This is a genomic window from Thermosynechococcus sp. HY213 (assembly GCF_031460975.1).
Lineage (GTDB): Bacteria > Cyanobacteriota > Cyanobacteriia > Thermosynechococcales > Thermosynechococcaceae > Thermosynechococcus.
Genome location: NZ_JAVKVB010000001.1, coordinates 13,158 through 37,547, shown reverse-complemented (window position 1 = coordinate 37,547; position 24,390 = coordinate 13,158). Strand labels below are relative to the sequence as shown.

25 protein-coding genes and 1 pseudogene are annotated in these 24,390 nt (G+C 50.4%); 13 read left to right on the top strand and 13 right to left on the bottom strand.

Annotation, left to right across the window (positions count from 1 at the left end):
- Positions 1–57 precede the first annotated feature (57 nt).
- Positions 58–531 carry a type IV pilin-like G/H family protein gene (locus tag RHK62_RS00200; protein ID WP_149817058.1) on the top strand — a complete coding sequence of 158 codons (474 nt, stop codon included), beginning with the start codon at positions 58–60 and terminating at the stop codon, positions 529–531.
- Here the strand turns inward: RHK62_RS00200 and RHK62_RS00195 are convergent.
- Positions 505–897 carry a metalloregulator ArsR/SmtB family transcription factor gene (locus tag RHK62_RS00195; RefSeq protein WP_310453062.1) on the bottom strand — a complete coding sequence of 131 codons (393 nt, stop codon included), beginning with the start codon at positions 895–897 and terminating at the stop codon, positions 505–507. The two genes, RHK62_RS00200 and RHK62_RS00195, sit on opposite strands and share 27 nt — an antisense overlap.
- A 117-nt stretch (positions 898–1,014) precedes the next feature.
- Here RHK62_RS00195 and RHK62_RS00190 point away from each other — a divergent pair, with 117 nt between their 5' ends.
- From RHK62_RS00190 to RHK62_RS00180, 3 genes are all read left to right on the top strand, one after another.
- A complete protein-coding gene (locus tag RHK62_RS00190) occupies positions 1,015–1,182 on the top strand; it encodes a metallothionein (protein ID WP_206200560.1) in 168 nt (55 codons plus the stop codon).
- Between the two features lie 174 nt (positions 1,183–1,356).
- Complete coding sequence (locus tag RHK62_RS00185) at positions 1,357–1,596, top strand: thioredoxin family protein (RefSeq protein WP_190278283.1); 240 nt, start codon at positions 1,357–1,359, stop codon at positions 1,594–1,596.
- A 101-nt stretch (positions 1,597–1,697) separates the two neighbouring features.
- Positions 1,698–2,699, top strand: coding sequence for a permease (locus tag RHK62_RS00180; protein ID WP_310453061.1), 1,002 nt, complete (start codon positions 1,698–1,700; stop codon positions 2,697–2,699).
- Here the strand turns inward: RHK62_RS00180 and RHK62_RS00175 are convergent.
- Genes RHK62_RS00175 through RHK62_RS00165 form a run of 3 tightly spaced genes read right to left on the bottom strand, consistent with a single transcriptional unit; the run spans position 2,691 to position 4,829 of the window.
- Positions 2,691–3,683 (bottom strand): glycosyltransferase family A protein, encoded by a 993-nt coding sequence (locus tag RHK62_RS00175; protein WP_310453060.1) that lies wholly within the window; start codon positions 3,681–3,683, stop codon positions 2,691–2,693. The genes RHK62_RS00180 and RHK62_RS00175 overlap by 9 nt on opposite strands.
- Positions 3,638–4,405, bottom strand: coding sequence for a glycosyltransferase (locus tag RHK62_RS00170; RefSeq protein ID WP_310453059.1), 768 nt, complete (start codon positions 4,403–4,405; stop codon positions 3,638–3,640). Before RHK62_RS00170 ends, RHK62_RS00175 begins: the two co-directional genes overlap by 46 nt.
- A gap of 4 nt (positions 4,406–4,409) precedes the next feature.
- Complete coding sequence (locus RHK62_RS00165) at positions 4,410–4,829, bottom strand: DUF4168 domain-containing protein (protein ID WP_206200556.1); 420 nt, start codon at positions 4,827–4,829, stop codon at positions 4,410–4,412.
- Between the two features lie 314 nt (positions 4,830–5,143).
- Here RHK62_RS00165 and psaC point away from each other — a divergent pair, with 314 nt between their 5' ends.
- Positions 5,144–5,389 (top strand): photosystem I iron-sulfur center protein PsaC, encoded by a 246-nt coding sequence (gene psaC / locus RHK62_RS00160; RefSeq protein ID WP_011056855.1) that lies wholly within the window; start codon positions 5,144–5,146, stop codon positions 5,387–5,389.
- A gap of 106 nt (positions 5,390–5,495) precedes the next feature.
- Here the strand turns inward: psaC and RHK62_RS00155 are convergent, their stop codons facing one another.
- Positions 5,496–5,774 carry a hypothetical protein gene (locus RHK62_RS00155; protein ID WP_149817044.1) on the bottom strand — a complete coding sequence of 93 codons (279 nt, stop codon included), beginning with the start codon at positions 5,772–5,774 and terminating at the stop codon, positions 5,496–5,498.
- Positions 5,775–6,009: 235 nt separating this feature from the next.
- Here RHK62_RS00155 and RHK62_RS00150 point away from each other — a divergent pair, with 235 nt between their 5' ends.
- The 5 genes and pseudogenes from RHK62_RS00150 to RHK62_RS00130 all read left to right on the top strand — a co-directional run bounded on the left by RHK62_RS00150 (position 6,010) and on the right by RHK62_RS00130 (position 11,987).
- Positions 6,010–6,468, top strand: coding sequence for a type IV pilin-like G/H family protein (locus RHK62_RS00150; protein WP_302678526.1), 459 nt, complete (start codon positions 6,010–6,012; stop codon positions 6,466–6,468).
- Positions 6,469–6,588: 120 nt separating this feature from the next.
- Positions 6,589–6,693, top strand: a pseudogene (locus RHK62_RS00145) (IS630 family transposase); the annotation flags it as partial.
- 170 nt (positions 6,694–6,863) lie between these two features.
- Positions 6,864–10,244 carry a glycosyltransferase gene (locus RHK62_RS00140; RefSeq protein ID WP_302678525.1) on the top strand — a complete coding sequence of 1,127 codons (3,381 nt, stop codon included), beginning with the start codon at positions 6,864–6,866 and terminating at the stop codon, positions 10,242–10,244.
- A gap of 198 nt (positions 10,245–10,442) precedes the next feature.
- Positions 10,443–10,739 (top strand): ferredoxin PetF1, encoded by a 297-nt coding sequence (gene petF1 / locus RHK62_RS00135; RefSeq protein WP_011056851.1) that lies wholly within the window; start codon positions 10,443–10,445, stop codon positions 10,737–10,739.
- A gap of 105 nt (positions 10,740–10,844) precedes the next feature.
- Complete coding sequence (locus RHK62_RS00130; RefSeq protein ID WP_206200552.1) at positions 10,845–11,987, top strand: GNAT family N-acetyltransferase; 1,143 nt, start codon at positions 10,845–10,847, stop codon at positions 11,985–11,987.
- Here the strand turns inward: RHK62_RS00130 and RHK62_RS00125 are convergent.
- The 4 genes from RHK62_RS00125 to RHK62_RS00110 all read right to left on the bottom strand — a co-directional run bounded on the left by RHK62_RS00125 (position 11,984) and on the right by RHK62_RS00110 (position 16,254).
- Positions 11,984–12,727, bottom strand: coding sequence for a hypothetical protein (locus RHK62_RS00125; RefSeq protein ID WP_310437778.1), 744 nt, complete (start codon positions 12,725–12,727; stop codon positions 11,984–11,986). The genes RHK62_RS00130 and RHK62_RS00125 overlap by 4 nt on opposite strands.
- Before the next feature lie 41 nt (positions 12,728–12,768).
- Positions 12,769–14,244 carry a hypothetical protein gene (locus RHK62_RS00120; RefSeq protein WP_310437777.1) on the bottom strand — a complete coding sequence of 492 codons (1,476 nt, stop codon included), beginning with the start codon at positions 14,242–14,244 and terminating at the stop codon, positions 12,769–12,771.
- Positions 14,245–14,323: 79 nt separating this feature from the next.
- Entirely contained in the window at positions 14,324–15,874 is a 1,551-nt protein-coding gene (locus tag RHK62_RS00115) for a DUF697 domain-containing protein (protein WP_310453058.1), read from the bottom strand.
- Positions 15,871–16,254, bottom strand: coding sequence for a hypothetical protein (locus RHK62_RS00110; RefSeq protein ID WP_302678521.1), 384 nt, complete (start codon positions 16,252–16,254; stop codon positions 15,871–15,873). Before RHK62_RS00110 ends, RHK62_RS00115 begins: the two co-directional genes overlap by 4 nt.
- Before the next feature lie 203 nt (positions 16,255–16,457).
- Between RHK62_RS00110 and gatA the strand changes: the two genes are divergently transcribed.
- Positions 16,458–17,906: an Asp-tRNA(Asn)/Glu-tRNA(Gln) amidotransferase subunit GatA gene (gatA, locus tag RHK62_RS00105; protein WP_310453057.1), complete on the top strand. Its 1,449-nt coding sequence runs from the start codon at positions 16,458–16,460 to the stop codon at positions 17,904–17,906.
- 3 nt (positions 17,907–17,909) lie between these two features.
- On the opposite strand, the gene pstB is transcribed toward gatA, so the two are convergent.
- From pstB to pstS, 4 genes are all read right to left on the bottom strand, one after another.
- Positions 17,910–18,710, bottom strand: a complete 801-nt coding sequence (gene pstB / locus RHK62_RS00100; RefSeq protein ID WP_206200546.1) for a phosphate ABC transporter ATP-binding protein PstB — start codon at positions 18,708–18,710, stop codon at positions 17,910–17,912.
- 22 nt (positions 18,711–18,732) lie between these two features.
- Positions 18,733–19,620 carry a phosphate ABC transporter permease PstA gene (gene pstA, locus RHK62_RS00095; protein ID WP_302678519.1) on the bottom strand — a complete coding sequence of 296 codons (888 nt, stop codon included), beginning with the start codon at positions 19,618–19,620 and terminating at the stop codon, positions 18,733–18,735.
- An 8-nt stretch (positions 19,621–19,628) separates the two neighbouring features.
- Entirely contained in the window at positions 19,629–20,597 is a 969-nt protein-coding gene (gene pstC / locus RHK62_RS00090) for a phosphate ABC transporter permease subunit PstC (RefSeq protein WP_206200544.1), read from the bottom strand.
- Positions 20,598–20,702: 105 nt separating this feature from the next.
- Complete coding sequence (gene pstS, locus RHK62_RS00085; RefSeq protein ID WP_310453056.1) at positions 20,703–21,749, bottom strand: phosphate ABC transporter substrate-binding protein PstS; 1,047 nt, start codon at positions 21,747–21,749, stop codon at positions 20,703–20,705.
- 749 nt (positions 21,750–22,498) lie between these two features.
- On the opposite strand from pstS, the gene RHK62_RS00080 reads away from it, so the two are divergent.
- Both RHK62_RS00080 and RHK62_RS00075 read left to right on the top strand, forming a co-directional pair.
- Positions 22,499–23,512: a PstS family phosphate ABC transporter substrate-binding protein gene (locus tag RHK62_RS00080; RefSeq protein ID WP_399377843.1), complete on the top strand. Its 1,014-nt coding sequence runs from the start codon at positions 22,499–22,501 to the stop codon at positions 23,510–23,512.
- A 47-nt stretch (positions 23,513–23,559) separates the two neighbouring features.
- A complete protein-coding gene (locus RHK62_RS00075; RefSeq protein WP_310453055.1) occupies positions 23,560–24,333 on the top strand; it encodes a PH domain-containing protein in 774 nt (257 codons plus the stop codon).
- Positions 24,334–24,390: the final 57 nt, after the last annotated feature.

Below are 24,390 nucleotides of genomic sequence, written 5' to 3'. Positions count from 1 at the left end.
ACGGAGATCTGTGGGAACACTTGAGAGTGAAGACGAGTCTAACCTGAGAGCCGCCCTATGTCTCCTTACCGTCTTAATTTGCCTTGGTTCTACCGATCGCTCATCCTCTCGAAAGGCTTTACCCTGATTGAACTGCTCGTCGTCGTCATCATTATTGCGATTTTGGCCGCGATCGCCCTCCCCTCCATGTTAAATCAAGCCACCAAAGCCCGCGAATCCCAAGCCAAAACAAACGTTGGTGCGGTCAACCGTGCGCAACAGGCCTACCGTTTGGCCAATCCCACATTCACCACTGACATCGCAAGTTTACAAATCGGCTTTAGTGATACGCCCGACTATGATTACGCAATCACCGCTGCGAATAGTAACTATGCTGAATTCCGAGCCACCCCTGAGCGTTCAGAATTGAAAGCGTTTACGGGCTGCACCTATGCTACGTTTACAACACTAACCACAACCCAAATTTTAGAAGCTGCCCCCGCTGGTTCAGGAATTGCCTCACCCTCATCTTGCCCCGTTCCCACTCCCTGAAGTGTCTGATGCGTCTTCATCTAAGTGTTCTGCGACCGCCTCATAAAGAGCGAGGACATGGTGATCTAGCAATTGATAAAAGATATGCCGCCCTTGGCGACGAAACTTGACCAGTCGCATGGCCTTAAGCATCCGCAATTGGTGGGAGACGGCAGACTCGCTCATTTCCAGTGCCACGGCAATATCGCCAACACAAAACTCCCCTTGGGCGAGCAAGGCTACAATCCGCAGTCGGTTGGCATCGGCTAGCAGGCCAAAAAATTGCGCCATCCGTTGGGCTTTTTCTGTAGAGAGCAGGCGATCGCTCGCCCGTGCCAAAGCCTCTGGATGATGAGGATGAGAAGGAGCAAAAATTCTAGTATTCATACTTCCATCATAGGCGTTGATCAGGTGCTAACTAATTGACGTTTGAACAACTGTTCAGATATATTAAAGGAGAGGTGAAGCATACCTCCCTTGTGTCACCCATTTGGAGAAAAAGCCATGACAACCGTTACCCAAATGAAATGCGCTTGCCCCCACTGTCTCTGCATTGTCTCCCTCAGCGAGGCCATCATGGTTGAAGGCAAACCCTACTGCTCCGAAGCCTGTGCCAACGGCACCTGCAAAGAAAGCGGTGGCTGTGGCCATACAGGCTGTGGCTGTAGCTAAGGCTCGCAATTTTTAGCTGAATGGGCGGGGAACTCCGCCCTTTACCACTAGCAAGCCTTAGCAGGAAAGCTGAAGGGGTGCTACACTTGTGCAAGCGGAGTTAAGCATCGCCTCAGGATAAAACACGAAAAGCGCTCAGACCTAGGTGCATGTCGCCTAAAAGTAGAGGGAAAGATTATGACATTAAAAATAGAAATTTTAGGCACAAATTGCAAAAAATGTCAACAACTAGAAGTGAATACTCAAACTGCTGTTAAAAATCTCAACTTGGCGGCCGAAATTACTCACGTAACCGATAGCCTAGAAATAGCCAACCGAGGAGTAATGTCAACACCTGCTTTGGCCATTAATGGCAAGGTGGTCAGCAAAGGAAAAGTCTTAACGCCTGAAGAAATTGCATCCTTCTTAAAATAACATTCCGTAGAGTATTGCTATTGGTAGCGTTTCAATTGCTTGAGGTTTTCTCAATTTGAAAAAAGCCTAAGTGCTCGCTACAAACTTAACTGTAAAAAGACATGCTGGATTTGTTTTACCCCTTTGATTGGTTATCTGCTCAAATAGTTACGAAGTTATTTGGCTTATCCCTAGATTCACACCTAGGCAAAAGTTTGCACTTCTTCTTTTACGATGTGCCAAAAATATTAACCTTATTAGCTGTAATTAGCTTTGTAGTTGGAACACTGCAAACTTTCTTAGAACCTGAAAAAGTTAGAGTTTATTTAGAAGGAAAACGCAAATTAAGCGGGCATATTTTAGCAGCAAGTTTAGGAGCAGTAACACCATTTTGTTCTTGTTCTGCCGTGCCTTTATTCATCGGTTTTGTTAAAGCTGGCATACCTTTAGGTATTACCTTCTCCTACCTTATTTCCGCTCCGATGGTGGATGCAGTTGCTGTATTTTTATTATTCGCTTTATTTGGTCTAAAAATAACTTTATTTTACATCTTTTTTGGGATTACATTAGCTGTTATTACCGGTTATATTATTGGCTTGTTGAAGCTAGAAAAATGGGTAGAACCTTTTATTTGGGAATTAAAAAATAAACAGCATAAACAATCTCAAGATGAAGATATTGAACTAACAAGATCCTCTCAGATGAGCTGGGAAGATAGATTCAAAGTTGGTTGGTTTCAATCGAGTGAAATTCTTAAATCGGTTTGGATTTATGTGATAATTGGGATTGGTATTGGTGCTGGAATTCACGGTTATATGCCCGCTCAACTTATTAGCGAATGGATAGGAAAAGATAACCCCTTTGCCGTCTTAGTTGCTGTTTTAATTGGAGTACCCCTTTACACTAATATTGCAGGGGTTTTACCCATTGCCTCAGCTCTATTTTCTAAGGGAATGCCTATCGGTACAGTCTTATCTTTTACCATGGCAGTGACTGCTCTTTCTTTGCCAGAAATGATCATTTTGCGAAAGGTTTTAAAACCAAAATTATTAGGTACTTTTATTAGTTTAACTACCTTAGGAATTGTGGGGGTTGGTTATTTATTTAATGCTATCTCAGCCTAACAGATCCTTAGCCCGCTCCTTAGCCTGCTGTCGCTGTTGCCGATGGCGTCTATGCTTAAGGAACCCAAGAAAACTTCTGGGGCACAAATAAAGGACAACAAGGATTAGGAGCAACTCATAGCACCCACTGCGCCATGTGAGGCGAAGAAGAGTTTTCGTATTCAGTGTCTCTGCATTAATTTTGGTGTTTATCAATGTGGCTATGGCAATTCGGCGAAAGCAGGCCTTAATCCCTCGGCGGTGGTGGTAAGGAGTTTGCTGAGAGTGTAACAACTCTACTAAAAAGGGTAATGAAGCAGGGAGTGCAGCTTGAGGGACTTTACTGCAGCGATTCTCTGCATCTTGATTATAGATAACAGTAACTATTACTGCATGAGCCACAGGGTATTTGTACCCCAAGCGCCACCAAGCGATGTAGTCCTCATTTAGTTTGACACCCACAGGGAAGCCCCCAACAGAAAGTAGCGCCTCCTTGCAAACACAAGCAGTTGAGGAATTAACAATGCTTAGTCCTTGGGCATGGGCTTCAAAGAACCGCTCCACCATGCCTCGCCAGCCATATGGCAACCCGCTTGGTGGCAAATAGTAGTCCCCATGTTGCCGAATTAAACAAAATGTACTCCACAAAGCGGCTTGCGGAAACTCCGTGATTAATGTTTGAAGAGTACTCAAGTGCTCGGGCAACCACTCATCATCAGCATCCAAAAATGCGACGTAGGGATAACTGGCTTCCTGTAATCCGCGATTACGGGCGGCGCTCACCCCTTGGTTTGGCTGTTGAATCAAACGCACACCCTGATCCAAAAAGCCGCGAACAATTTCAGCTCCAGCATCAGTTGACCCATCATCAACCACAAGAATCTCAGCTGCTGGGCTGGCTTGCTGCAAAACGCTCCTCAGCGTATGAGCAATATGCCTAGCTTTGTTATACAAAGGAATTACAACAGAAATTTTGATCTCTGTTGTTGAATGCGGGGCCAACATCTGATAATCCGATAAAAGAGTAGCAAGGTTTGGACAAGGAGGGAGTGTCCTAAACGAACTTGAACCCGATACAGCTCAACAATCAATCCCAAAAGATCGCTACCACTGGTTCCATGGGGATGGAAACGCCCAGCAATAAAATCTCTCCTAGCAACCCTTGCGCCTGCACGAATTGCTTGCATAACAAAAAGCTGATCCGCTAGGAGAGGAAAATGGCGGGAGTATTGACCAACCCTTTGGTGTAATGTGCGTCGAATTGCCAAGCCAACAGCATGACCAGTTACGTGAGCCTGCATTCCCTTCCGCCATTCCCATGCTGGCTGCCAAACAGACGCTATGTCACGCTCTCCTATGTAATAGTTAGCAGTAACAAAATCCGCCCCTGTTTCCTCGCAAGCGATCTTGTATTGGGCAACTGCCTCAGGAAAGAGCTCGTCATCTGCACCCATCACCAGATAATAGTCTCCTGAGGCTAGGCGAATAGCACGGTTGAGGGCATCATAGATCCCAAAGTCAGGTCGCGAGTCGACAACGACTGCCTTGAGTTTAGCTGTTGCTGCTTCTATTAGCTCTAAAGTGCGATCTGTAGAACCACCATCGGCAACGACCCACTCAAAGTCTGGATCGGTTTGAGCAATCAACGACGCAATCAACCGTGGCAGGTGTTCCTCAGCATTATAGGTCGCAGTAATAATACTTAGAGTTGGTTGAGTGGGTTTCATGGGTTCAAGGTCGCTGCAATCGCACCATCTCGGCCTGAATACGCTGACTCAAGGCGCTGTCCTGCTGTGCTCGCAGTGTAATCGCATTGAATTGCTCTAAAGACATATTATATTTCCTCAGCACCTGCATTGCCTCACGCACATAGTTAGCACAGATGGTCTCCAAGCCACTGGGGATATTTTGGGGATTCATGCCAAAGCAAGAGTTGCGGGGCACTTGACCTTGGAAAGCCACCTGAGCTTGACGATAGTATTTTTGACGAATGGGTTCAATTTCCAGAACCACGCGGGCATAGTTCATGATCTCCCACGGAGCGATCGCATCTGTGCGCGGGGAAGTTTGAGCCAAGGAATGAGGTGAAGGCACAGGCACCAGCAGTAGGCCTGCACTACACACAGCAAGGGGCAACCACTTCCAAGACATTGACCACCACACACAACGCATCCGACTACACTGTACTTGGAATCCCTAGAACCCTTTCAAGTTCCGCAACCCAAGCAAGCGCCACGGATTAAATGACTAAGATTGACCCCACAGTAGGTAAATTTACCAGACTTTACAAAAAAGTTACATTCTTTGAAGTTTGCTCATCCACCCCGCCGCGCAACCAACCACTGCGGTATCCTAAATCTCGGTATTTATCTCCAGACTGCCCTTATTGTCGTAGCTTAGGGGCTTCCTGAGTTGGCGGCAGGGCATCCACCTGTCATCCTGATCGTTTTAGGAGCGGTTACCACATGGCTCACACTGTCAAAATCTACGATACCTGCATTGGCTGCACCCAGTGTGTGCGAGCCTGCCCCACCGATGTGCTGGAAATGGTGCCTTGGGATGGTTGCAAAGCGGGTCAAATTGCCTCCTCCCCTCGCACAGAAGATTGCGTTGGCTGCAAACGCTGCGAAACGGCCTGTCCGACGGACTTTTTGAGCATTCGTGTCTATTTGGGTGCCGAAACCACCCGCAGCATGGGTCTAGCCTACTAGTCCCCTATTTTCGTGAAACCTTCGGTAAATCCTTGATTGGGCTTGAGGCAATATCCCTACGTCTCAAGTCTTTTATTTGTTTTAGCGGCCGTACTCTACCTACCGCTCAAGGCTGATCCTCGTTGCTGAGGCGGTTTTGCAGGTCATCCACCGCTTCATTAATTTGGGCAATTTTGGCCTCTAGCTCTAGGCGCATCGACTCCATTAAGTTGTCATCACTGCCGTTGAGAGGAGTGGCTTTATCCCCCCGCAGCCGTCTGGATTCACCCGTAGCTGCTTGCCGCAGTCTGTCCTTGACTAAAAGCGTGACAAGGGAACCCGCAATGCCCCCAAAAAGGGCACCTGCAAGAAATCCCCAGCCAAAGCCATTGCCACGGTTATTCATAAAGAGACTGATCAGGCTTGATAACTATAGACTAGCCTACTGCACATGAGGCGAAGATACCACGCGAGCCAGCTACCGCAAATTTAGCAGATTGGGAATGACGCCTACCGAGGGCACTCCAGTAGTAGCGGGGAAAAAATCGGAAACTTTTTAGCAGGGGTGTTAATTTTGCTGCAGGGGGTGGGTATGTTATGCCTAGAGGCGAATATCTCTTGACTTAAGGAGTCTCAAAAATATGAAAACCGAACTGAAAGCGAAATTCCTCCAGCACCTGCTGGCCAAGAAAAAAGCCAACGAAGGCTTCACCCTGATTGAACTGCTGGTGGTGGTGATCATCATCGGTATCTTGGCCGCCATTGCCCTGCCCTCCATGCTCAACCAGGCGGCTAAAGCTCGTCTCTCTAGCGCCAAGAACACGATCGGTGCCATCAACCGTGCCCAACAGGCCTATCGTTTGGAAAACACAAATTTTGCACCTGATGTCACAACCCTGAAGCTAGGGGTCTCGACACCTGATGGATACAACACGCCTGGAATTACGGTTAATGCTGGGGCAAGTGCTATCGCCCAAACGACCTCTATTGACGACCAAGGGACAGGGGTCACAGGTTGTGTGACGGTGAACAACGGTATCACGACCTCTACAATTGTGACAGGCGCCAATAATAATGCTCCTAGCTGCCCTTCTTCCTAACTGCCCTTCTTAGGTCAATGCAGTAGGACTGCCTAAGTTTTTTTGCAGAGTTTTACTGATAAAACCTGAAGTGCCAAGAATTCTGTATTCTTGGCCTTTTATTTATATCTAGATTTTATTTTGAATGTGATTGAGCATGACTTTAGTGCGCTGAAGCAAGCGCGGATGTATGCGGGGTCAAACTGTTCTATGGATGAGATGATTCGCGAGTATTGTGCTGGATAATGTCTCATTCTTGATTGGAATAGCTATATTAGTCTTAAGTTAAGTTTTAAGTCAAAGTTGGCTTTACTCAGTCAAACCAAATTAGAGCTAAAACGAGGTATTCTTGGCTTTTTTCACCAAAAACTATTACCTTAAGAGAAAATTAGTCTGGTCAGTTACCCTCTGCTCCTATGCGCATTCTCTTTATTGATCGGATTGGTTGGCAGTACACACTCAACACACCCTATGAAGCTCCCTTAGGGGGGTCACAGTCGGCGTTGTGTTATCTGGCGGAGCAATTGCAACAGCGAGGGCACGAGGTCTGGCTCTTCAATAACACGCGGCATATTGAATGTATTCGGCAGGTTCCCCATCTGCCCCTAGCTTGGCTGACGCTGCCATTCCTTGAGCAACTGCAACCTGATGTGGCCATTATTTTAAATAGTACCGCTGCGGCTGACCAGCTTCGTTTAGTGTTGCCACCCCAGACTCCCCTATTACTATGGACACAACACGCTGCCGATCAACCTGCCGTTGAATCTTTGCAATCCCCTGAACATCAAGAGGTCTATCAACGGATTATCTTAATTAGTCAATGGCAGCAAGAGCAATATATTGAAGTATTCAAGATTCCTGTTGAGAAAACCGCTGTCCTGCGTAATGCCATTGCCCCTTGTTTTGAAAACCTTTTTGATCCTACAGAATCTATCCTTAAGGCAAAGGCGCAACCCTTGACGCTGGCCTATACGAGTACCCCCTTTCGCGGTTTGCATCTACTTCTTGATCTCATGCCTTCGCTGCAGGCGAGCCATCCCGCAGTACGTCTCAATGTTTATTCCAGCATGAAGGTTTATCAAGCCAGCGAGGCTGAGGATCAACAGCGGTATGGGAACCTTTACCAACGCTGCCATGACTTGGCCAATGTTAATTATATTGGCTCACTCCCCCAACCAGAACTAGCTCAAGCCCTTAAATCCACTGCCATTTGGGCTTATACGAATGCCTTTGCTGAAACCTCCTGCATTGCCGCAATGGAGGCTATGGCCAGTGGTTGCTACGTCATTACTAGTGAACTGGGGGCACTCCCTGAAACAACAGCGGGCTTTGCTGACCTCATCCCTCTTCCCCACGAGGACTATCTGGCTGCCTATGGCTGCGTGCTTGATCAGGTGATTCAACGGTTTAAAGACCCTCAAGCCCATGCCGCCCTCGATGCCCATCTCCGTGCTCAAGTGGACTACATCAATTGCCACTGCACATGGTCAGTTCGTGCCCGCGAATGGGAAGCATTTCTAGAACAGGTGTTGACAGAGTCTGTGGTAATGTTGGGCAACTGGCAGCAGCGACTTCGCTATTATCTTGAACAGGGACGATATGAGGATGTACTAGCTGCCTGCGAGACATTGAGCGAGCAGTTTCCTGCAGAGCACTACTGGGTTGCCTATCAAGGCGCCACGTACATTTTTCAGGGCAAGGAGACAGAGGCACAGCTGCTGTGGTCAGCGTATCTCAGTGACTTTACTGAAGAAGAGCAAGTAGAAATTACGGCAACATGGGCACCCATCTTATTGGAGCTTGCAAATTTACCCTGCAACACCTTAGAATTGCAATTTGCTCTCACAAGCTACGCCTACGAATTTACCCCTAACCTCAAGATAGGGTTGAAATTAATTAACCTCTCACTTCAATTACGATTCGGCACAGAAGAAATTACTCACTTGTTACATCAACTCACTGCTTTATTGCCACCAAATGAAGGCTTAGAGGAAATTAACCCTGATGATGTTGTTAATACAGTGCAGCACTTAGTGGGTGACAACAGTGAGCTAGAGGGGTTGCCTGAGTTTATCAAAGCGCTAGGCCAATATCCATCACTGCAACCTGCGCTTGAGAAGGCAGTGTTTGAAATGCTCAATAATCATCCTGCTAACCTAGCTCCTTCCCTAGCTGAGGTTTATCTAAAAATTGCTGAGGAAAAATGGGGATTGTACGAGTTTCTTTCTCGTATTTGTGCTAAGAGCAAGTTACATGAGTTGGCACTTTACTGTGCAAATAAGCTCTTTGATTATCCACTGACACTTTTGGGGGAGGATGTCAGCCCCACTTCTAAACTGCACGTGCTACAAACGTTTAAGTATGATCTCAATTATTCTGAAGAAGTTGCAAATCTGTGGAAGAGATGGCTTGAGAACGCCGATCGCTGTAATCAATTTCTTGCAGAGAATATCAGCAGTCAACAAATTGACTTTGGCAGCATCTTTTATGCTATCTCTTCTTACTTTCATCTGACACATCAATTTGATGAACCTTCTAAGATTAAACCAATCTATAACAGGCGTAATAAAGTCTTTTATGAAAATGCTCAGTACTTTCTACCCGTCAATAATTACTATGCTAATTATCAACGATCTTTACATTCTTCTATAGAGAGTTCATCTACTGAGAAAATTAAGGTTGGATTTATTGGCAATTGTTTTCACGAGCATCCTGCGGGTCATCAGGTTCGTGCCTTTATTCGGTTGTACGATCGCCAGCAGTTTGAATTTTATGGTTATAATCCATGGTTTCGTACCAGTAAGGAAGACCAACTTTCTCGCTGGTTTCAAGCTAGTTTCGATTACTTTCGCAGTTGTGACACAAAAGTCAATGAGATTGCTCAGCAGATTTATGACGATAAAATTGATCTTCTCATTGACTTAGATAGCTGCACCAGTGACCTTACCTATCAAGTTCTCACCCTCAAGCCAGCACCTGTACAAGCGACATGGGTGGGCTTTGATGCCATTGGCTTGCCAACAGTAGATTACTTTATTGTTGACCCGTATATTCTTCCCGAGGGAGCGCAGGCATGGTACACAGAAACCCTGTGGCGCCTGCCGGATTGTTATCTCTCCCTTGATGGCTATGAGGTGGCCAACAAAACTGGGATTCGCGATCAATTGGGGCTGAGTGCCGATACGGTGATCTTTCTGTGTGCCCAGCGAGCCAGTAAAATTCAACCCGAAATGCTCAAGCTGCTATTTGCCATTGTTGAAGCGGTGCCAAATGCTGTACTCATTGTCAAGTACCACGCTAGTAGCTCGATTTTTGAGGAGTGGTGCCGCAGTGTGGCGGAAGCTGCCGGATTTGATTTAAGCAAACTCTATTTCTTGACATCAAATCTGCCAGAGATCCACCGTGCCAATCTCTATGATGTGGATGTGGTGCTGGATACCTATCCCTATGCTGGGGGAGCAATGAGTCTTGAAGCCCTCTGGTTGGAGGTGCCAATTGTTACAAAGGTAGGCCAGCAGTTTGTGGCACGGCACACCTATACTTTCCTGAAAAATGTCGGCGTTGAGGAGGGGATTGCCTTCAATGATGAGGAGTATGTGAATTGGGGAATTCGTTTCGGGACGGAGCCAGCGCTGCGGCAGCAGGTCAGCTGGAAACTGCGCCAAGCTAAACGCTATGCCCCCCTGTGGAATCCCCAACGCTTTAGCCGTGAGATGGAGCAAGCCCTAACGGCCATGGTGAATCGGTATCGGACAGGGGAGTTGGTTGTGCCCCCGCGCCATCGAGTCGGAGAATAGAGCCAGTCATCGAGTTTGCTTAATTTTCTCCATAGGGTTCAATGTCTATAAGTATTTCAGATACCTTGGGAGCCTTAGATTACGAAAACGATACAAGGAGCGACTTGAATCCAACCATCAAGGTTAGGGTTTTCCCCTAGTATCTAAATTGGAGCGTGATGGCTCCCTGCCTTTTCCATACATGAGAGGACAAGATTCATGGCAACCTACAAAGTAACGCTAGTGCGTCCTGATGGAAGCGAAACAACAATTGACGTGCCCGAAGATGAGTACATTCTGGATGTGGCTGAAGAGCAAGGCTTAGACCTGCCCTTCTCCTGCCGTGCTGGTGCTTGCTCGACCTGTGCCGGCAAGCTGCTGGAAGGGGAAGTGGATCAGTCGGATCAATCCTTCTTGGATGATGACCAAATCGAGAAGGGCTTTGTGCTCACCTGTGTCGCCTATCCCCGTTCTGACTGCAAAATCCTCACCAACCAAGAGGAAGAACTTTACTAAGGCGATTTTGCACAATTTATGTTGCTGGGGCGGTTGTCGTTGGGCATCGCCCCTTTATTTTGGGACTGGAGTCCTTAAGATGGAAGTAGTGATTGGTGCCGGCTGATGGTTTCCGACTTGCCCTCCACTGGTGATTTGATTATCCGTCCCTTGGCCTATCGGGATGTGGAGGTGGTGGAACAGCGGCTGTGCCATGAAGGGGTACATGATCAACCCTTTGGTCTGCCGTCCTTGGCGGGTGGCCTGATGACCTCACCGCTGCATCTATTGCAGTGGCTAACGGGGATGAGCAAGCTGCGGATTTATGTTGCGGAGCGGGACAACCAAGTGTTGGGCGTTGTGCAGGTGGCTCCCTTTAATGAAAGTCGCACCACATGGCAGGTGCAGCAATTGGCCGCCCAAGAGTTTACGGAGGTGGGGACACAACTCCTGCGCCACTGTTTTAGTACCCTTGTGGAAGCCCGTACTTGGATGGTTGAAATCAATATTGACCACCGTGAAGCACTAGACCTCTACCGCCAAAATGGCTTTCAACCCTTGGCGCATCTCACCTACTGGCAAATTTCAGCGGATCAGTTGGCAGAACTGGCACAGGGCACACCTTGCTTGCCTAATTTGCTGAAGGTCACGAATGCTGATGCACGGTTGCTGCATGAGTTGGATACGATGTCGATGCCGGCACTGGTGCGCCAAGTCTTTAATCGCCACTATCGGGACTTTCAAACGAGTCTTTTGGATTGGCTACACCACGGTTTGGCCAGTTGGTCGCAACAGGTACAAGTGCATCGTGCTTATGTGTTTGAACCACAGCGGAAGGTGGCGATCGCCTCCTATACACTCCATACCAGCCAAGATGGACACACGCCCCACTGGCTAGACTTAACAGTACATCCTGCCTATACAAATCTGTATCCAGGGGTACTGACCCACATTGCTCGCTTGGTGCAGGCCTATCCGCCCGTACCTCTACTGCTGTCTTCGACGGATTACCAAGGGGAGCGAGAAGCCTACCTTGAAAGCTGGGCGGAACCGGTTCGCCGCAGTTTAATGATGTCGCGCTCGGTGTGGCACAAGGTGCGGGAAGTGCGATCGCCCCTGCCGGAAGGCTTGACCTTATCAGAAGTGCTGCAAGGCCTGCAAACCCATCGCCGTCCTCAACCCGGTCAGATTCATACCAAAGAGGGAGCACAGGCCTACTACCGCGAGCACTCACCCGAAAACACATCGCCCCCAGAAGCCCAATCCTAATCTTGGGAGAGGGAAATTTCCGAGGTTTCAGTGTAGCCTTGGAGGGCTTGTAAAAGGCGTTGGATTGCGGTTTCATTGTCGAGGGGCAACCCTTCAGGTTCAGCAACAGCCGTGCGCTGGGTGAGTTGCGGTAGAGTGTCGAGGGGTTGACCGTAGGTATTGCCCTTGGTGGCCAGCGGTGTGCTTCGGGGCAGCGGGTTGAGGAAGCTAATTTGCTCAGGCAAGTAGAAGATGGGTTGCAGGTGCTCTAGGGGAAAGGTGCCATAGCCTTGGGCATCCGCTGGATGGTGTTGCCAGTAGTCAAGAAGGGTCTGGCGATCGCAAAAACCCAGCATCTGTGCCTGACGGCGATCGCGATCCAAACCAACAGCAACTGCCAAATCGGCGTTGATCACCCCCAAAAATGTCGGGCAATGAATCCGCAGAGACTCTCCCGCCTCGACAGGATAGATAGATAACTGCACCCCTTCCAAGTTGAGATCCGCAATGTCCACAAGGTCAAGAACCTCTGGCCGCTCACACCAAGTGGTACTCAAGGTCAGATCATCGGGCAGATCGTCCAGATCATCCTGCTTACTGGGAACACCCTCATTTTCCCACCAGTCAATGAAGGCGTAGAGGGCAACCAAATAGGGCAGAACCTGCCGTTGCCGACTGGGACGACATCCCTGAAGCACCGCATGGGCGGCATCCAATATCAGGGAACGAATGGGAACAGTCGGTGCCAAAAAGGAAGTCATAGCCGTCGTCATCCAAACCAAGTACGAAAAAGCGAGGCTGCCTAGGGAAGGTAGTAAATATCGTTATGCTCACACCACTGCGCAAGTTTGGCCTCTATTTGCTCATCAATTTGTTTTGCGGTGTAGCGGCCACGGGCATAATCAGGGTGAATTTCACGGCGGGTTTGCCGTCGTTGGTGGGGGCTGGGGATTGATTGGGTTTCATACCATCGCCTCATCCATTGCGGAATCTGGGGATCTTGAAAGAATTTACGGTAGAGCCACAGGCGGTATTCACGACCGAGGCAGCGAGAAATCGTGGGCTGGCTGACAAAGAGTTCACGGGCAATTTCGGCTTGGGTACGGCGACGCTCACACCAATCCCTGACCCATGTCGGCGTCTGCGGATCATTGAGAAACTCCACTATGCACTCCACCCCTTGGCCATTGCTGGTTGGCAGTGTGCGGGTATCGGGATAGTTGTCAATCCATTCTTGGTTGCTGTCGGTGGAGCAAATGTTCAGAGAGCGAGTGGACTGCACATAACGTCCAAGAATACGCCGCACCTGTTGATGAATGTCGCGGGTGTACTCGATCGTCCAGCCCAAGAGTTGGGCAATGTGCTGGCGCAAGCGAGCCGTCGAAGCACGGATACGGGGATCGGTAATTTCCGTTTGGACAATCGTAATCAACTGAGCGCAGGCTTTGGGATCAATCTCCCGTTGTACCTCAGGGGGTGCTGCTTGATAACGATCTTGAAAGACTTGCAGGGCGCGGTTGTCATAGAAGAGCAGTTCATCGGCCTCGCGCTTGAGGAGTTTGCGTTTTTCATCCGCCAGTTTATTGCTGATGACCGTGCGCACCCATGCTTCAAAGGTGGGACGACCATGACCAGTGGCACCAAAGGGCTTGAGGGGGTCAAAGGATTTCATTGCTTCCCAGAGCCAGCCCGTGAGGTTACTTTGGCATTGCTCGGGATCAGAACTCCCCAGACACACCGTGCGCAGGAGATCGCGGTACTCTTGGCGAAACTGGGGGGATAGGAGAACCGTTGCGCCGAGTTCTTGACGTAGGCACTGGATAAAGAAGGCAAGGAAACACTCGGCCTCTGTCAATTCGGGAGAGGGATTACGGTTGGCTAGGGCTGGGCGACTAAAGGCAAGCACCAGTTGCTTTAGGGGTTGATTGTACTGGCCACGATTGAGGCGATCGTACTCGTCTTGAATGACGGTGGCGGGAATTTGCAGTAACCGCTGCACCGTTTTTTGCACTGCCTGCTGTTGGAGTTGATCGCGGCTCAAGTTTTCTAGGCAGCGAGGAAAGAGGCGAAAATAGGCTTCCACTAGGCGTTGGAGATAGCCGCCGCGTTGACTCAGATGGGTATCAATGTTGCGCTCGAGGATGGCTCGCAGGGCTTGAGAGAGGGGCTTCGTCACAGCGGGCGATCGCTCCCCGGCCAAATAACGAGACCGAGCTGCCTGCAATAACTGCGGCAGTTGTTCCACCTCAAGATCGGGACTGCGGGTCGAGAGACTCATCCGAAATCGGTAACATAAAATAGTTACTGAACATAGTAGCGGTTTTTGCTAAGACCCTTGGGGGAATCCTAAGAATACCTTAAGGCAGCTCTTCCTCATGGGATAAGGGTGTTTTCATTGCTTCAGGCATCATGGTGCCAAGTTGCGACGGTAAGCGGGCGATCGCCTGCTGCACAAAGGAGCGAATAAATTCATCGCGGCGATTGAGTTCAAATTGCTGTTGAACTACTTCACTGATGCCACCATCGCCCCAGTCTTGGTTGTGGCGAAAATATTCCATAAAACTTTTGCCCGCAATCCGAGTGAGATAGGCGGCTGTAATTCCTTGGACGGCTTTGCCCACCACCAGCCCCCCCATGCTCAATTGCAAGGCCGTACCGACGAGATTCATGGCTCCCTTAACAATGCCCAAGCTGGCCAGGGTTTTGCCTAGGGAAAGAGCTAGCTCGCGGGCGCGATCGCGATTCAGGTCACAGCCATAGACCTTGCCAATTTCCATCACCATTTGCGCATTCACGGCGGCGGCAGCCAGTAGATCTACGCCGGGAATCGGCGTGACACAGACCACACCCGCACTGATCCACTGGTAGCGCTCCACTACCTTATCGGCTTGGCGGCGCCGTTGCTGATCAATGATTTTGCGAGCCTGCTCCCCTAGGCGTTGCGACTGCAAGAGGATATTATCTGCCACGAGGTCATCCCCTTCCTCGCGGAGAATGGCACTCAGCCGCCGAATCAATGGCCAAATATGGGGTTCGGGTTCTAACCACTCTCCTGTGTCGAGGCGAATCGGTTGGGGACGGGCGGCAATACCCACCACATCTTGGGGTGGAATCAACCCCTTGACCCGCTGCCGTAGATGGCGCAAAAGAGCCAGTTGATCGGCCTCGGAGCGCAAGTCAATTTTATTGAGCACCAAGAGCGATCGCTTGCCCATTTCCACCAAGTTGACCAAGGGGGTATATTCCGACTGGCGCAGGTCATCATCGAGCACAAAAAGGAGTAAGTCTGCTTCGGCGGCCAGTTGGCGGGCTAATTGCTCGCGGTAGGTACCAGCCACACCCGCCTCCAAAATGCCGGGGGTATCGGTAATCAGAATTTCCCGCTCTGTATTAGGTAGCCAAAAACGATAGGTTTGCCCCACCGCCGTCGTGCCCATTGTTGGTGCCACTTCCCCCACCATCTCCCCCATGAGGGCATTGACAAGAGAGGTTTTACCCGCCGAACCGGTGCCAAAGACTACAATGCGCAATTCTTGGCGGTAAAAATCCTCCGCCAGCTCCCGTGCCTGTGCCAACAGTGCTTGCCGTGCCACCTCATCTTCAATTTGACTCAGTTGCTGCCGTAGGGCTTTGAGGTTTTCGGCGGCGGCCTCCGTTTTATCGAGGGGGGCTTGGGGCGTAGCGGTGGCGGGCTTGCCCTTGCGCTCAAGTAAGTACAGGTAACGAAAGAAGGTATAGAGCAGCCCCCCCAATAGACCAATGAAAATCAGCACCAAGAGATTGGCCAAAAAGGGGGCAGTAAAGGCCACCTGCACATAGAGCCACGTGAGTGCCGATATCAACCAGAGGATGAGCACCAGAATGGCGCTGAATCCCAACAGGGGCCAAAACCAGCGCTTGGGGGTCATGGCAGGTATTTCATCAGACGTTGTAGGAAGGGCAATTGCAGCGATCGCCCCTGCCACAACTGTACCATCAGCCCCAAGTTCACCAGAAAATAGGCGGATCCCCAGAGACTATTGAGAAAGAGTAATAGGCCATGATGCAGAGACTGGGCTTCACTCACGCTGACCGCCCCATTCAGCAGGCCATAGCCCAACAGCCAAATGAGACCAATGAGAACAGCGAGGCGGCTCACTTGTCGGGTCTGGCGATCGCTCCCCCGGCGACTCAACTGCCACAGTGCTGGAATCATGCCAAAAATGGGCAGCAAATAGACAAAGAACAACAATCGCTGCAATGTCGGGTTGGTAAAGGCTTCCCGATCCACGGGGTCGAGCGGTTCCATCGAATACTCCCCAAGGGCATGAGCACCGTCGTCAGGGCTTCTTGATTCCTAATATATCGCTGATTGATTCAGAGACAGCCCTGTGCCAAAGCGCTGCATCTGGAGCAATAAATGATCAGCCACATTGCTAAACTTAAGATTGGCCTGTTTGCGGCCATGCCCGCGATCGCCAGTGTTGCATTGTCACTAGGGAATCTGCATTTATGTCAGTGATTCAGGAGCTCCACCGTCAACTCGTTCGCAAAGAACGCTCCGCCACTGAAATTACCCAAGCTTACTTAGATCGCATTGCCCAAGTGGAGCCAACGCTCCATAGCTTCTTAACCGTGACGGGCGATCGCGCCCTTGCCCAAGCGGCCGCTGTAGATGAGCGCATTGCTGCCGGTGAAGAGATTGGTGTGCTCACAGGGATTCCCTTGGCCATCAAGGATAACCTTTGCACCTACGGTGTGCGCACCACCTGTGCCTCTAAGATGCTGGAGCACTTTGTCCCCCCCTACGAATCCACCGTGACCCAAAAATTGCAGGCCGCTGGCGCGATTATGGTGGGCAAAACCAATCTCGATGAATTTGCCATGGGCAGCTCCACCGAAAATTCTGCCTTTGGTTTCACCGCCAATCCTTGGCATCCAGAGCGGGTCTCTGGGGGGTCTTCTGGGGGATCTGCTGCCGCCGTTGCTGCCGGGGAATGTGCGGCTGCCCTTGGTTCCGATACCGGCGGTTCCATTCGTCAACCCGCCGCCTTTTGTGGGGTGGTCGGCCTCAAACCGACCTATGGTTTGGTGTCGCGCTATGGCCTTGTTGCCTATGCGTCGTCATTGGATCAAATTGGGCCTTTGGCACCGACAGTTACTGATGCTGCGATTCTTTTGGGGGCGATCGCGGGGCATGATCCCAAGGATGCCACCAGTCTCAGCGTGTCGATTCCCGACTACACCCAAGCCCTCAAACCCGATCTCAAGGGAATGCGCATTGGCGTTATTCAAGAAACAGTGAGTGAAGGCATCCAACCAGAAGTGAAATCTGCCCTTGAGGCCGCCCTAAAAACCCTAGAGGAATTGGGGGCCGCGATTGTTGAACTCTCCTGTCCCCGCTTTGCCTACGGCCTGCCCACCTACTACATTATTGCCCCTTCGGAAGCCTCGGCAAACCTAGCCCGCTATGATGGCGTGAACTTTGGTTTTCGCGCTGAAGGAGCCAGCGATCTCCTTGAAATGTACATGAAAACCCGCGCCCAAGGCTTTGGGGCTGAGGTGAAGCGACGGATCATAATTGGCACCTACGCCCTTTCCGCTGGCTACTATGATGCTTACTACCTACGGGCACAAAAGGTACGCACCCTGATCAAAGAAGACTTTGCCCAAGCCTTTGCACAGGTGGATGTTTTGGTCTGCCCCACAGCTCCCACCACTGCCTTCAAAGCTGGGGAGAAAACCGCCGACCCCCTGAGTATGTACCTGTCAGATCTGATGACCATTCCCGTCAACCTTGCCGGGCTACCAGGCTTGAGCCTCCCCTGTGGCTTTGATCACGAAGGGCTGCCCATTGGTCTGCAATTGATTGGCAACGTCCTAGGGGAAGAGACCCTATTTCACGTTGCCTATGCCTATGAACAGGCGACCCCTTGGCACCAGCAGCAGCCGCCGCTTTAGACCTTAGCCGAAACGGCCACTGACATAATCCATCGTGGCTTGCTCTTTGGGGTTATTGAAGACAATGCTAGTATAGTCATACTCAACGAGGTAGCCTACCCGGTTGCCCCGTTCTGTGGCCTCGGCATTAAAGAAGGCAGTGCGATCGCTCACCCGAGTCGCCTGTTGCATATTGTGGGTCACGATCACAATCGTGTAGTTCTGCTTCAATTCATGGATCAGTTCTTCCACCTTGAGGGTAGAAATGGGGTCAAGGGCAGAACAGGGTTCATCCATGAGGATGACCTCGGGCTTGGTGGCGATCGCCCGCGCAATACATAGCCGTTGCTGTTGTCCGCCAGAGAGCGACAGACCATTTTCTTTGAGCTTGTCCTTCACCTCATCCCAAAGAGCCGCCTGCCGTAGGGCAGTTTCCACTAGCTCACCCAAATCCCCCTTATACTTATTGACCCGCGCTCCAAAGGCCACATTGTCATAAATTGACTTGGGAAAGGGATTAGGCTTTTGGAACACCATACCAATACGCCGCCGCACCTCCACGGGATCCACCTCCTTGGCGTACAGATCCTTGCCGTGGTAGGTAATCTTGCCCTCTACCCGAGCACCCGGCACCAGATCATTCATGCGGTTAAAACAGCGCAGCAGCGTGCTCTTGCCACAACCCGATGGGCCAATGAGAGCCGTTACTTCATTGGCATAGATGTCCATCGTCACATCCCGTACTGCCCGAAATGAGCCATAAAAAATCGAGGCGTTCTGCACTTGGAAAACCACTTTAGGAGTAGGTTTAGGGTAAGTTGTCATAGAACAGTTACCTTTTAAGTCTTTAGTAGCGTTTCTTACGAGTGAGTAAGCGGGAGCCAATACTGACGATCAAAATGATGCTCAGCAACACCAACGCGCCTGCCCATGCCAGTTCCTGCTGGGGTTTGTAGGGAATGATGGCAAAGAAATAAACCTGTACCGAAAGCGTGGAAATGGGGCGAAACAAATCCGTTGACCAGAAATTATTATTCAGAGCCGTAAAGAGGAGAGGTGCCGCTTCACCCCCTGCCCGCGCCACCGCTAGAGTTACCGCAGTAGCAATAGAGGGCAACGCCGCAGGGAGAACAACTCGCGTTACCGTCTCAAAACGAGTGGCACCCAATCCCAATGCTGCCAGACGAACCTCCTCAGGTACCAGCACCAAGCCTTCCTCTGTGGTTCGCATCACAATGGGCAGCATGACCACTGCCAAGGCAACCCCACCGGCAAAGGCACTAAAGGTGCCCATCGTCATGACCACAATCGTATAGGAAAACAAACCCGCAATGATAGCGGGCACCCCACTGAGAACGTTTGCCGAAAACCGCACCCAATAGGCGATTTTGCTCCCCCGCCCAAATTCGGACAGCCACACAGCGCCCAAAACGCCAATGGGAACACTAATCGCCATGGCAACAGCGAGCACGATTAACGTACCAACGATCGCATTTCCCAAGCCCCCCCCACTCAAACCCGGCGGCGGTGGCAGTTTTGTAAACAGATCTAAGTTAATCCGAGGCAGTCCTTGGGACGCCACATTGATGACAATGGCTGCCAAGGGAATCACCGCAATGACAGCAAACAGTCCCGTCACACCTGTCATCAACAGACCAAAGAGGTTTCGTGCCGAAGTCCAGACCTTGCCTAGTTGAATCTCTGCGGTAGAAAGGCGGTTACTGATCTCTGTCATGGTGCAACCTATCGCTCAACGTTTTGAAACTTCTTAATAATGATTTCTGCCAAGATATTGACCAGCAGTGTCAGGATCATGAGCACTAAACCGGCATACAGCAGTGCAGCCACTTGCTCTCGCCCTGCTTCCCCAAACTGGGAGGCAATCAATGACGCGATCGTCGAACCCGGCTCAAGGATTGAGAGGCTGATGCGGTTGGTATTGCCCACGAGCATAGCTGCGGCCATCGTTTCCCCCATCGCCCGACCGAGAGCCAACATAATCGAACCCACAATTCCAGAGAAGCCAGCAGGAATGAGCACCCGCAAAATCGTCTCCCAGCGGGTGGCGCCTAGAGCCATTGCTCCTTGGCGTAAGTAAGGAGGCAAAGAAACCAGCGTTTCCCGTGAAATGGAGGTGATCAGGGGCAAAATCATGAACGCCAGCACTAGACCTAAGGTGAGGATGCTGTTACCGCGAGGACTGGTACCAAAGAGAGGAATCCAGCCGAGGTACTCGTGCAGGAAATTGTAAAATGGCCGCAAAAAGGGAATCAGCACAAAGATGCCCCACAGGCCAATGACCACACTAGGAATGGCAGCTAATAGCTCAATCGCAAAGGCAATTGGGGTACGAATGTACGTAGGTAGAAAGTCCTCACTGAGAAAGACGGCAATACCCAGTCCTAGGGGAACTGCCACCAGTAGGGCAATGAGGGCACTAACAAGGGTACCGTAGATTTGGGGTAGGATGCCGTAGATATTTTGCACCGGATCCCATGTGGTGCTAGCCAGAAAGCGCAGACCAAATCGTGTAATTGCAGGTATAGCCGCAAGGCCAATTTGAATCACAATCCAGAGCAGGGCAACAGCCACCGCCAAGGCAAAGACCATTGTCAGATAGTAGAAGGATTGATCGAGGTAGTAGCGGAGGTTTTTCCGTGCCTCAATCGCAGCCAAATCCGGTGATTCAGGGGGAGTGCTGGTAACAGCCATAGGGTTTCACGGGTAATATTGACCAGTTGCCTCAATTGCCATAACTGGCTCTTTTTCATCCTAGGGGATTGCGAGGGGGAAACACTCCCCCTGCGGTTGCATGATTTAGCCTGTGACTTTCACCTTATCGAGGGTTGCCTTGACTCGCGCGACGATGTCGTCAGGCATGGGAACATAGTCCAGTTGTTCGGCAATGCTTTTGCCCTCATTGCCCAGTGCCCAAAGCAGCACATTTTCAAGGGCTTGCCATTTTCTGCCATCTTGGTACTCAGGGTACACCAAGATCCATGTCAAGCCAGCGATGGGAAAGGCTTCGGGATTTTCGGGATCCGGCACTAGCAATGCAAAATCTTCGGGAACGTCAGCGCCCTCAAAGGCTTTGGAGGCAGCTTCCGGGGAAGGATAGACGAAGTTACCTGCCTTGTTTTCCAGTAGGGCGCGGGGCAAGTTGTTGAGTTTGGCATAGGCATACTCGACGTAGCCAATGGTGCCTTCGTTTTGCTGAATTTGGGCAGCCACGCCTTCATTGCCTTGGCCACCAACACCCACAGGCCAATTGACGGAGGTGCCAACCCCTGCCGGCCAGCCAGGACACACGGTGTTGATGTGGTTTGTGAAAATAAATGTGGTGCCACTGCCGTCAGAGCGGTGGGCAAAGGTAATTGGTTTATCGGGAAGCGTTTTACCCTCATTTGCAGCAACCAGCTTGGGATCATTCCAGCGGGTAATTTTGCCCATGACGATGTCGCAATAGACCGCCCGCGGTAATTTCAGTTCATCCACACCGGGCAGGTTATAGGCAAAGACAACGGCACCACCGACCATGGGAACTTGGATGGGGTCAGCCTTGTATCTTTCCTGAAAGGACTTCAGGCGATCGCCGGCTATCGGTGCATCGGAACCAGCAAAATCCACTGTGCCGTTAATATACTGCTCCAAACCAGCACCACTGCCAACGGATTGATAACTGATTTGGACGTTGGGATCAACCTGCTGGGCGTAGGTTTTGAACCAGTTTTGGTAAAGGGGGGCAGGAAAACTGGCGCCGGCACCATTAATATTTATCGTCTCGCCCGCTTGATTTGGGCCACCCCCTCCTTGAGGACCGCAAGCAACAACGATGCCAGCGGTAATAATAGCGGAGAGGATCATGAGAATTCGAGATTTTCTGAGTTTGAAGATCATAAGCGCGATCGCAAGTAAGGACAATGAACGAATGCATTGATGCATCAGTAGTTACAGCCCCTCTCGTGAGGATTGAGACTGCTCCAAACAGTTAGAACGATTGTGCGCTGACAGCAGGCACGAGGCTCTCATCCCCGTTCATGTGCTCCATAGTTTTTAGAACAAGGGCTGTATGACAGCTTGCTCGATAGCAACGACAAATCTATCGCGACTCAAAGACAAGCTAGGGCGATAATACGGGAACGATGTAAAGGTTAGGTTAAGAACGACTCCATCTGTTAATTAAGTTTTTTTATTATTGTGCAGTCTCTGTCGATCTGAACCAAAGCTTGGGTAGGGCAGTCTAAACTTAGTTTTCCGCTGGGTGTAGTGAGGAATACTTTCAAGGAAGCAATTTATAAAAATTTTCTTAATCTCTAGGTTCCTGAGACCAAAGGCAGCCTAAGATTATCGCTAGGGTGTTCTCAACAATACTTTCTCTAGGGAGAAGGGCTAACGAAATACCTTAAGATAAGACTTTTTAAGTCTCAATTCTTTGAATTCAAGTTACTAACTTTAGAAGGATTTATATTAATAACTCATCTTTGAAGTTTTATTTATAAATAGTTTTGGCAAGTTATTCATCGTTTTTAGTGATTTTGTTTTAGTGGGGAAATAGTTGAATTCACCAATTTTCTAATTGATGCAATATCCGTCATTTTTAGAGTGAGGCTTGAGTGATGCAGTTTCAGCAATTGAGGCGCGGCGTTTTACCCCTTTTGGCCATCATCTTTGTGGGCTGCACAATGGAGGCGGCATCTAATGACCCAATGCTCAAGGTGATTCGGGTGGATGGATCGAGCACGGTTTATCCCATTTCCAGGGCGATCGCCGAAGGGTTTAAGACCACGCCCAATGGTCAAGAGGCCGATATTGCCGTTGCTTTTTCAGGGACATCTGCTGGCTTTCGCGCCTTTTGTAGCGGCAAAACGGATATTAGTGACGCCTCTCGCCCGATCCTCATTACTGAAATGAACGAGTGCATTGCCAATGGTGTCCCCTTTATTGAATTGCCCATTGCCTTTGACGCGCTGACGATCGCCGTCCATCCCCAAAATACTTGGCTCAAGGAAATTTCTGTGGCTGAGCTGAAAAAACTCTGGGAAAAAGCGGCGGAGCAAAAGCTCACTCGCTGGAACCAATTACGTCCCGACTTTCCCAATGCACCCATTGTGCTCTGGGGACCGGGTCAAGATTCAGGCACCTTTGATTATTTCAACGAGGCGATTCTTGGCAACCAGCGCGGCTCTCGCACCGACTACAAAGCCAGCGAAGACGATAACGAAATCGTAGCGGGTATTGCCGGGGATGTGAATGCCCTTGGTTACCTTCCCTATGCTTACTACATGGCCAACCAGAATCGGCTACGAGCTGTGCCCGTCAATGATGGCCGAGGGGCAATTCCGCCTTCAGTGGAAACGGTGCAAAACAGTACATACCAGCCCCTCTCGCGCCCCCTCTTCCTCTATGTCAATGCCAAATATGCCCAAGACAAGCCCCTGCTGCGACAGTTTGTTGAGTACTACATCCAGCAGGCACCGACGGTCGTTCCCAAGGTCGGGTATGTTCCCCTTACGCCCGAAGGCTATCGCTTGGCAGGCATTCAGTTTATTCGCCTAGAGGTGGGGACTGCCTTCAAGGGGGTACCTGAACCTGATGTAACGATTGAAGAGGTGCTGCGGCGTCGGTGATTTTCCAAGAGGTCCATGCCAATAATCCGACCCCCTAGAATAGGGGCATGGAAATTATCGAGAAGTCTCAGCAGCGGCTGATTTTGCGCAGTCGCCCTTGGGGGGTGTGGCTGGCAGGTCTGATATTCTGTGTTGGTGCTGCTGTACCGATTTGGTTTGCAGCCCGCTATGAGCTGGTGTGCCGCCATGAGGTTCGCGTTATTGATAGTCGCTGTCGCTGGGTGCGCTCTGGGGCAACGGGGGTACAGATCACCCAAATTCCCCTGAATCGGCTCCAAGGGGTGGGCATTATCGAGCAGTGGCGCTCTAGTCGCGGACGACGCTACCGTGTCTATCAGGTGCACCTACAAACCGCCGCGGGTTCTATTGCCTTTGGTGAATTTACCCGCGATCGCCAGAATCGGGAAGCCGTTGCCGAACGCATCCGTCGCTTTTTGCAGCAGCCGCAACATCCCCCTTTAACATTAGTGGAAGACAACCACTGGTGGGGATTTTTGATCTTAGCTATTGGCTGGAGTCTAGGCTTACCCCTAATCTTTATCGGAGCCAAGGTGCTGGTGCTGGTTTTTGATAAAAGTGCAGGCGTGGTATCGCTGCAATATAGCAGTCTTCTCAGGACAGAAAAGAAAACCTTCCCTTGGCATGACCTCAAGGATGTCGTCGTACAGCTCTCCCGTGGTAAGAAGGGCAGAGTATCAGCTCGTTTGGCCTTGGAGTTACAGAATGGGCAGGTAATTCCCCTGCGGTTTTATTACAGCAGTGATGTCAGGGGCACTCAGGCACTGCAAGCCACGATTCGGGCGTTTCGTGATCGTTCGTGATCAAACGTAACGGGTACGGCGGAACGGCAATAAATTAGCTAGGCTAGAAGCAAGAAA

What these genes read in the sequence shown, in the direction of transcription:
- RHK62_RS00120 (WP_310437777.1), bottom strand. Translation starts at nt 14,244, where the DNA reads ATGAGTCTCTCGACCCGCAGTCCCGATCTTGAGGTGGAACAACTGCCG.
- RHK62_RS00140 (WP_302678525.1), top strand. Translation starts at nt 6,864, where the DNA reads ATGCGCATTCTCTTTATTGATCGGATTGGTTGGCAGTACACACTCAAC.
- RHK62_RS00125 (WP_310437778.1), bottom strand. Translation starts at nt 12,727, where the DNA reads ATGACTTCCTTTTTGGCACCGACTGTTCCCATTCGTTCCCTGATATTG.
- pstC (WP_206200544.1), bottom strand. Translation starts at nt 20,597, where the DNA reads ATGGCTGTTACCAGCACTCCCCCTGAATCACCGGATTTGGCTGCGATT.
- RHK62_RS00200 (WP_149817058.1), top strand. Translation starts at nt 58, where the DNA reads ATGTCTCCTTACCGTCTTAATTTGCCTTGGTTCTACCGATCGCTCATC.
- petF1 (WP_011056851.1), top strand. Translation starts at nt 10,443, where the DNA reads ATGGCAACCTACAAAGTAACGCTAGTGCGTCCTGATGGAAGCGAAACA.
- RHK62_RS00075 (WP_310453055.1), top strand. Translation starts at nt 23,560, where the DNA reads ATGGAAATTATCGAGAAGTCTCAGCAGCGGCTGATTTTGCGCAGTCGC.
- RHK62_RS00110 (WP_302678521.1), bottom strand. Translation starts at nt 16,254, where the DNA reads ATGGAACCGCTCGACCCCGTGGATCGGGAAGCCTTTACCAACCCGACA.
- RHK62_RS00115 (WP_310453058.1), bottom strand. Translation starts at nt 15,874, where the DNA reads ATGACCCCCAAGCGCTGGTTTTGGCCCCTGTTGGGATTCAGCGCCATT.
- RHK62_RS00195 (WP_310453062.1), bottom strand. Translation starts at nt 897, where the DNA reads ATGAATACTAGAATTTTTGCTCCTTCTCATCCTCATCATCCAGAGGCT.
- RHK62_RS00150 (WP_302678526.1), top strand. Translation starts at nt 6,010, where the DNA reads ATGAAAACCGAACTGAAAGCGAAATTCCTCCAGCACCTGCTGGCCAAG.
- psaC (WP_011056855.1), top strand. Translation starts at nt 5,144, where the DNA reads ATGGCTCACACTGTCAAAATCTACGATACCTGCATTGGCTGCACCCAG.
- RHK62_RS00130 (WP_206200552.1), top strand. Translation starts at nt 10,845, where the DNA reads ATGGTTTCCGACTTGCCCTCCACTGGTGATTTGATTATCCGTCCCTTG.
- gatA (WP_310453057.1), top strand. Translation starts at nt 16,458, where the DNA reads ATGTCAGTGATTCAGGAGCTCCACCGTCAACTCGTTCGCAAAGAACGC.
- RHK62_RS00190 (WP_206200560.1), top strand. Translation starts at nt 1,015, where the DNA reads ATGACAACCGTTACCCAAATGAAATGCGCTTGCCCCCACTGTCTCTGC.
- pstS (WP_310453056.1), bottom strand. Translation starts at nt 21,749, where the DNA reads ATGATCCTCTCCGCTATTATTACCGCTGGCATCGTTGTTGCTTGCGGT.
- pstB (WP_206200546.1), bottom strand. Translation starts at nt 18,710, where the DNA reads ATGACAACTTACCCTAAACCTACTCCTAAAGTGGTTTTCCAAGTGCAG.
- pstA (WP_302678519.1), bottom strand. Translation starts at nt 19,620, where the DNA reads ATGACAGAGATCAGTAACCGCCTTTCTACCGCAGAGATTCAACTAGGC.
- RHK62_RS00175 (WP_310453060.1), bottom strand. Translation starts at nt 3,683, where the DNA reads ATGTTGGCCCCGCATTCAACAACAGAGATCAAAATTTCTGTTGTAATT.
- RHK62_RS00180 (WP_310453061.1), top strand. Translation starts at nt 1,698, where the DNA reads ATGCTGGATTTGTTTTACCCCTTTGATTGGTTATCTGCTCAAATAGTT.
- RHK62_RS00170 (WP_310453059.1), bottom strand. Translation starts at nt 4,405, where the DNA reads ATGAAACCCACTCAACCAACTCTAAGTATTATTACTGCGACCTATAAT.
- RHK62_RS00165 (WP_206200556.1), bottom strand. Translation starts at nt 4,829, where the DNA reads ATGTCTTGGAAGTGGTTGCCCCTTGCTGTGTGTAGTGCAGGCCTACTG.
- RHK62_RS00155 (WP_149817044.1), bottom strand. Translation starts at nt 5,774, where the DNA reads ATGAATAACCGTGGCAATGGCTTTGGCTGGGGATTTCTTGCAGGTGCC.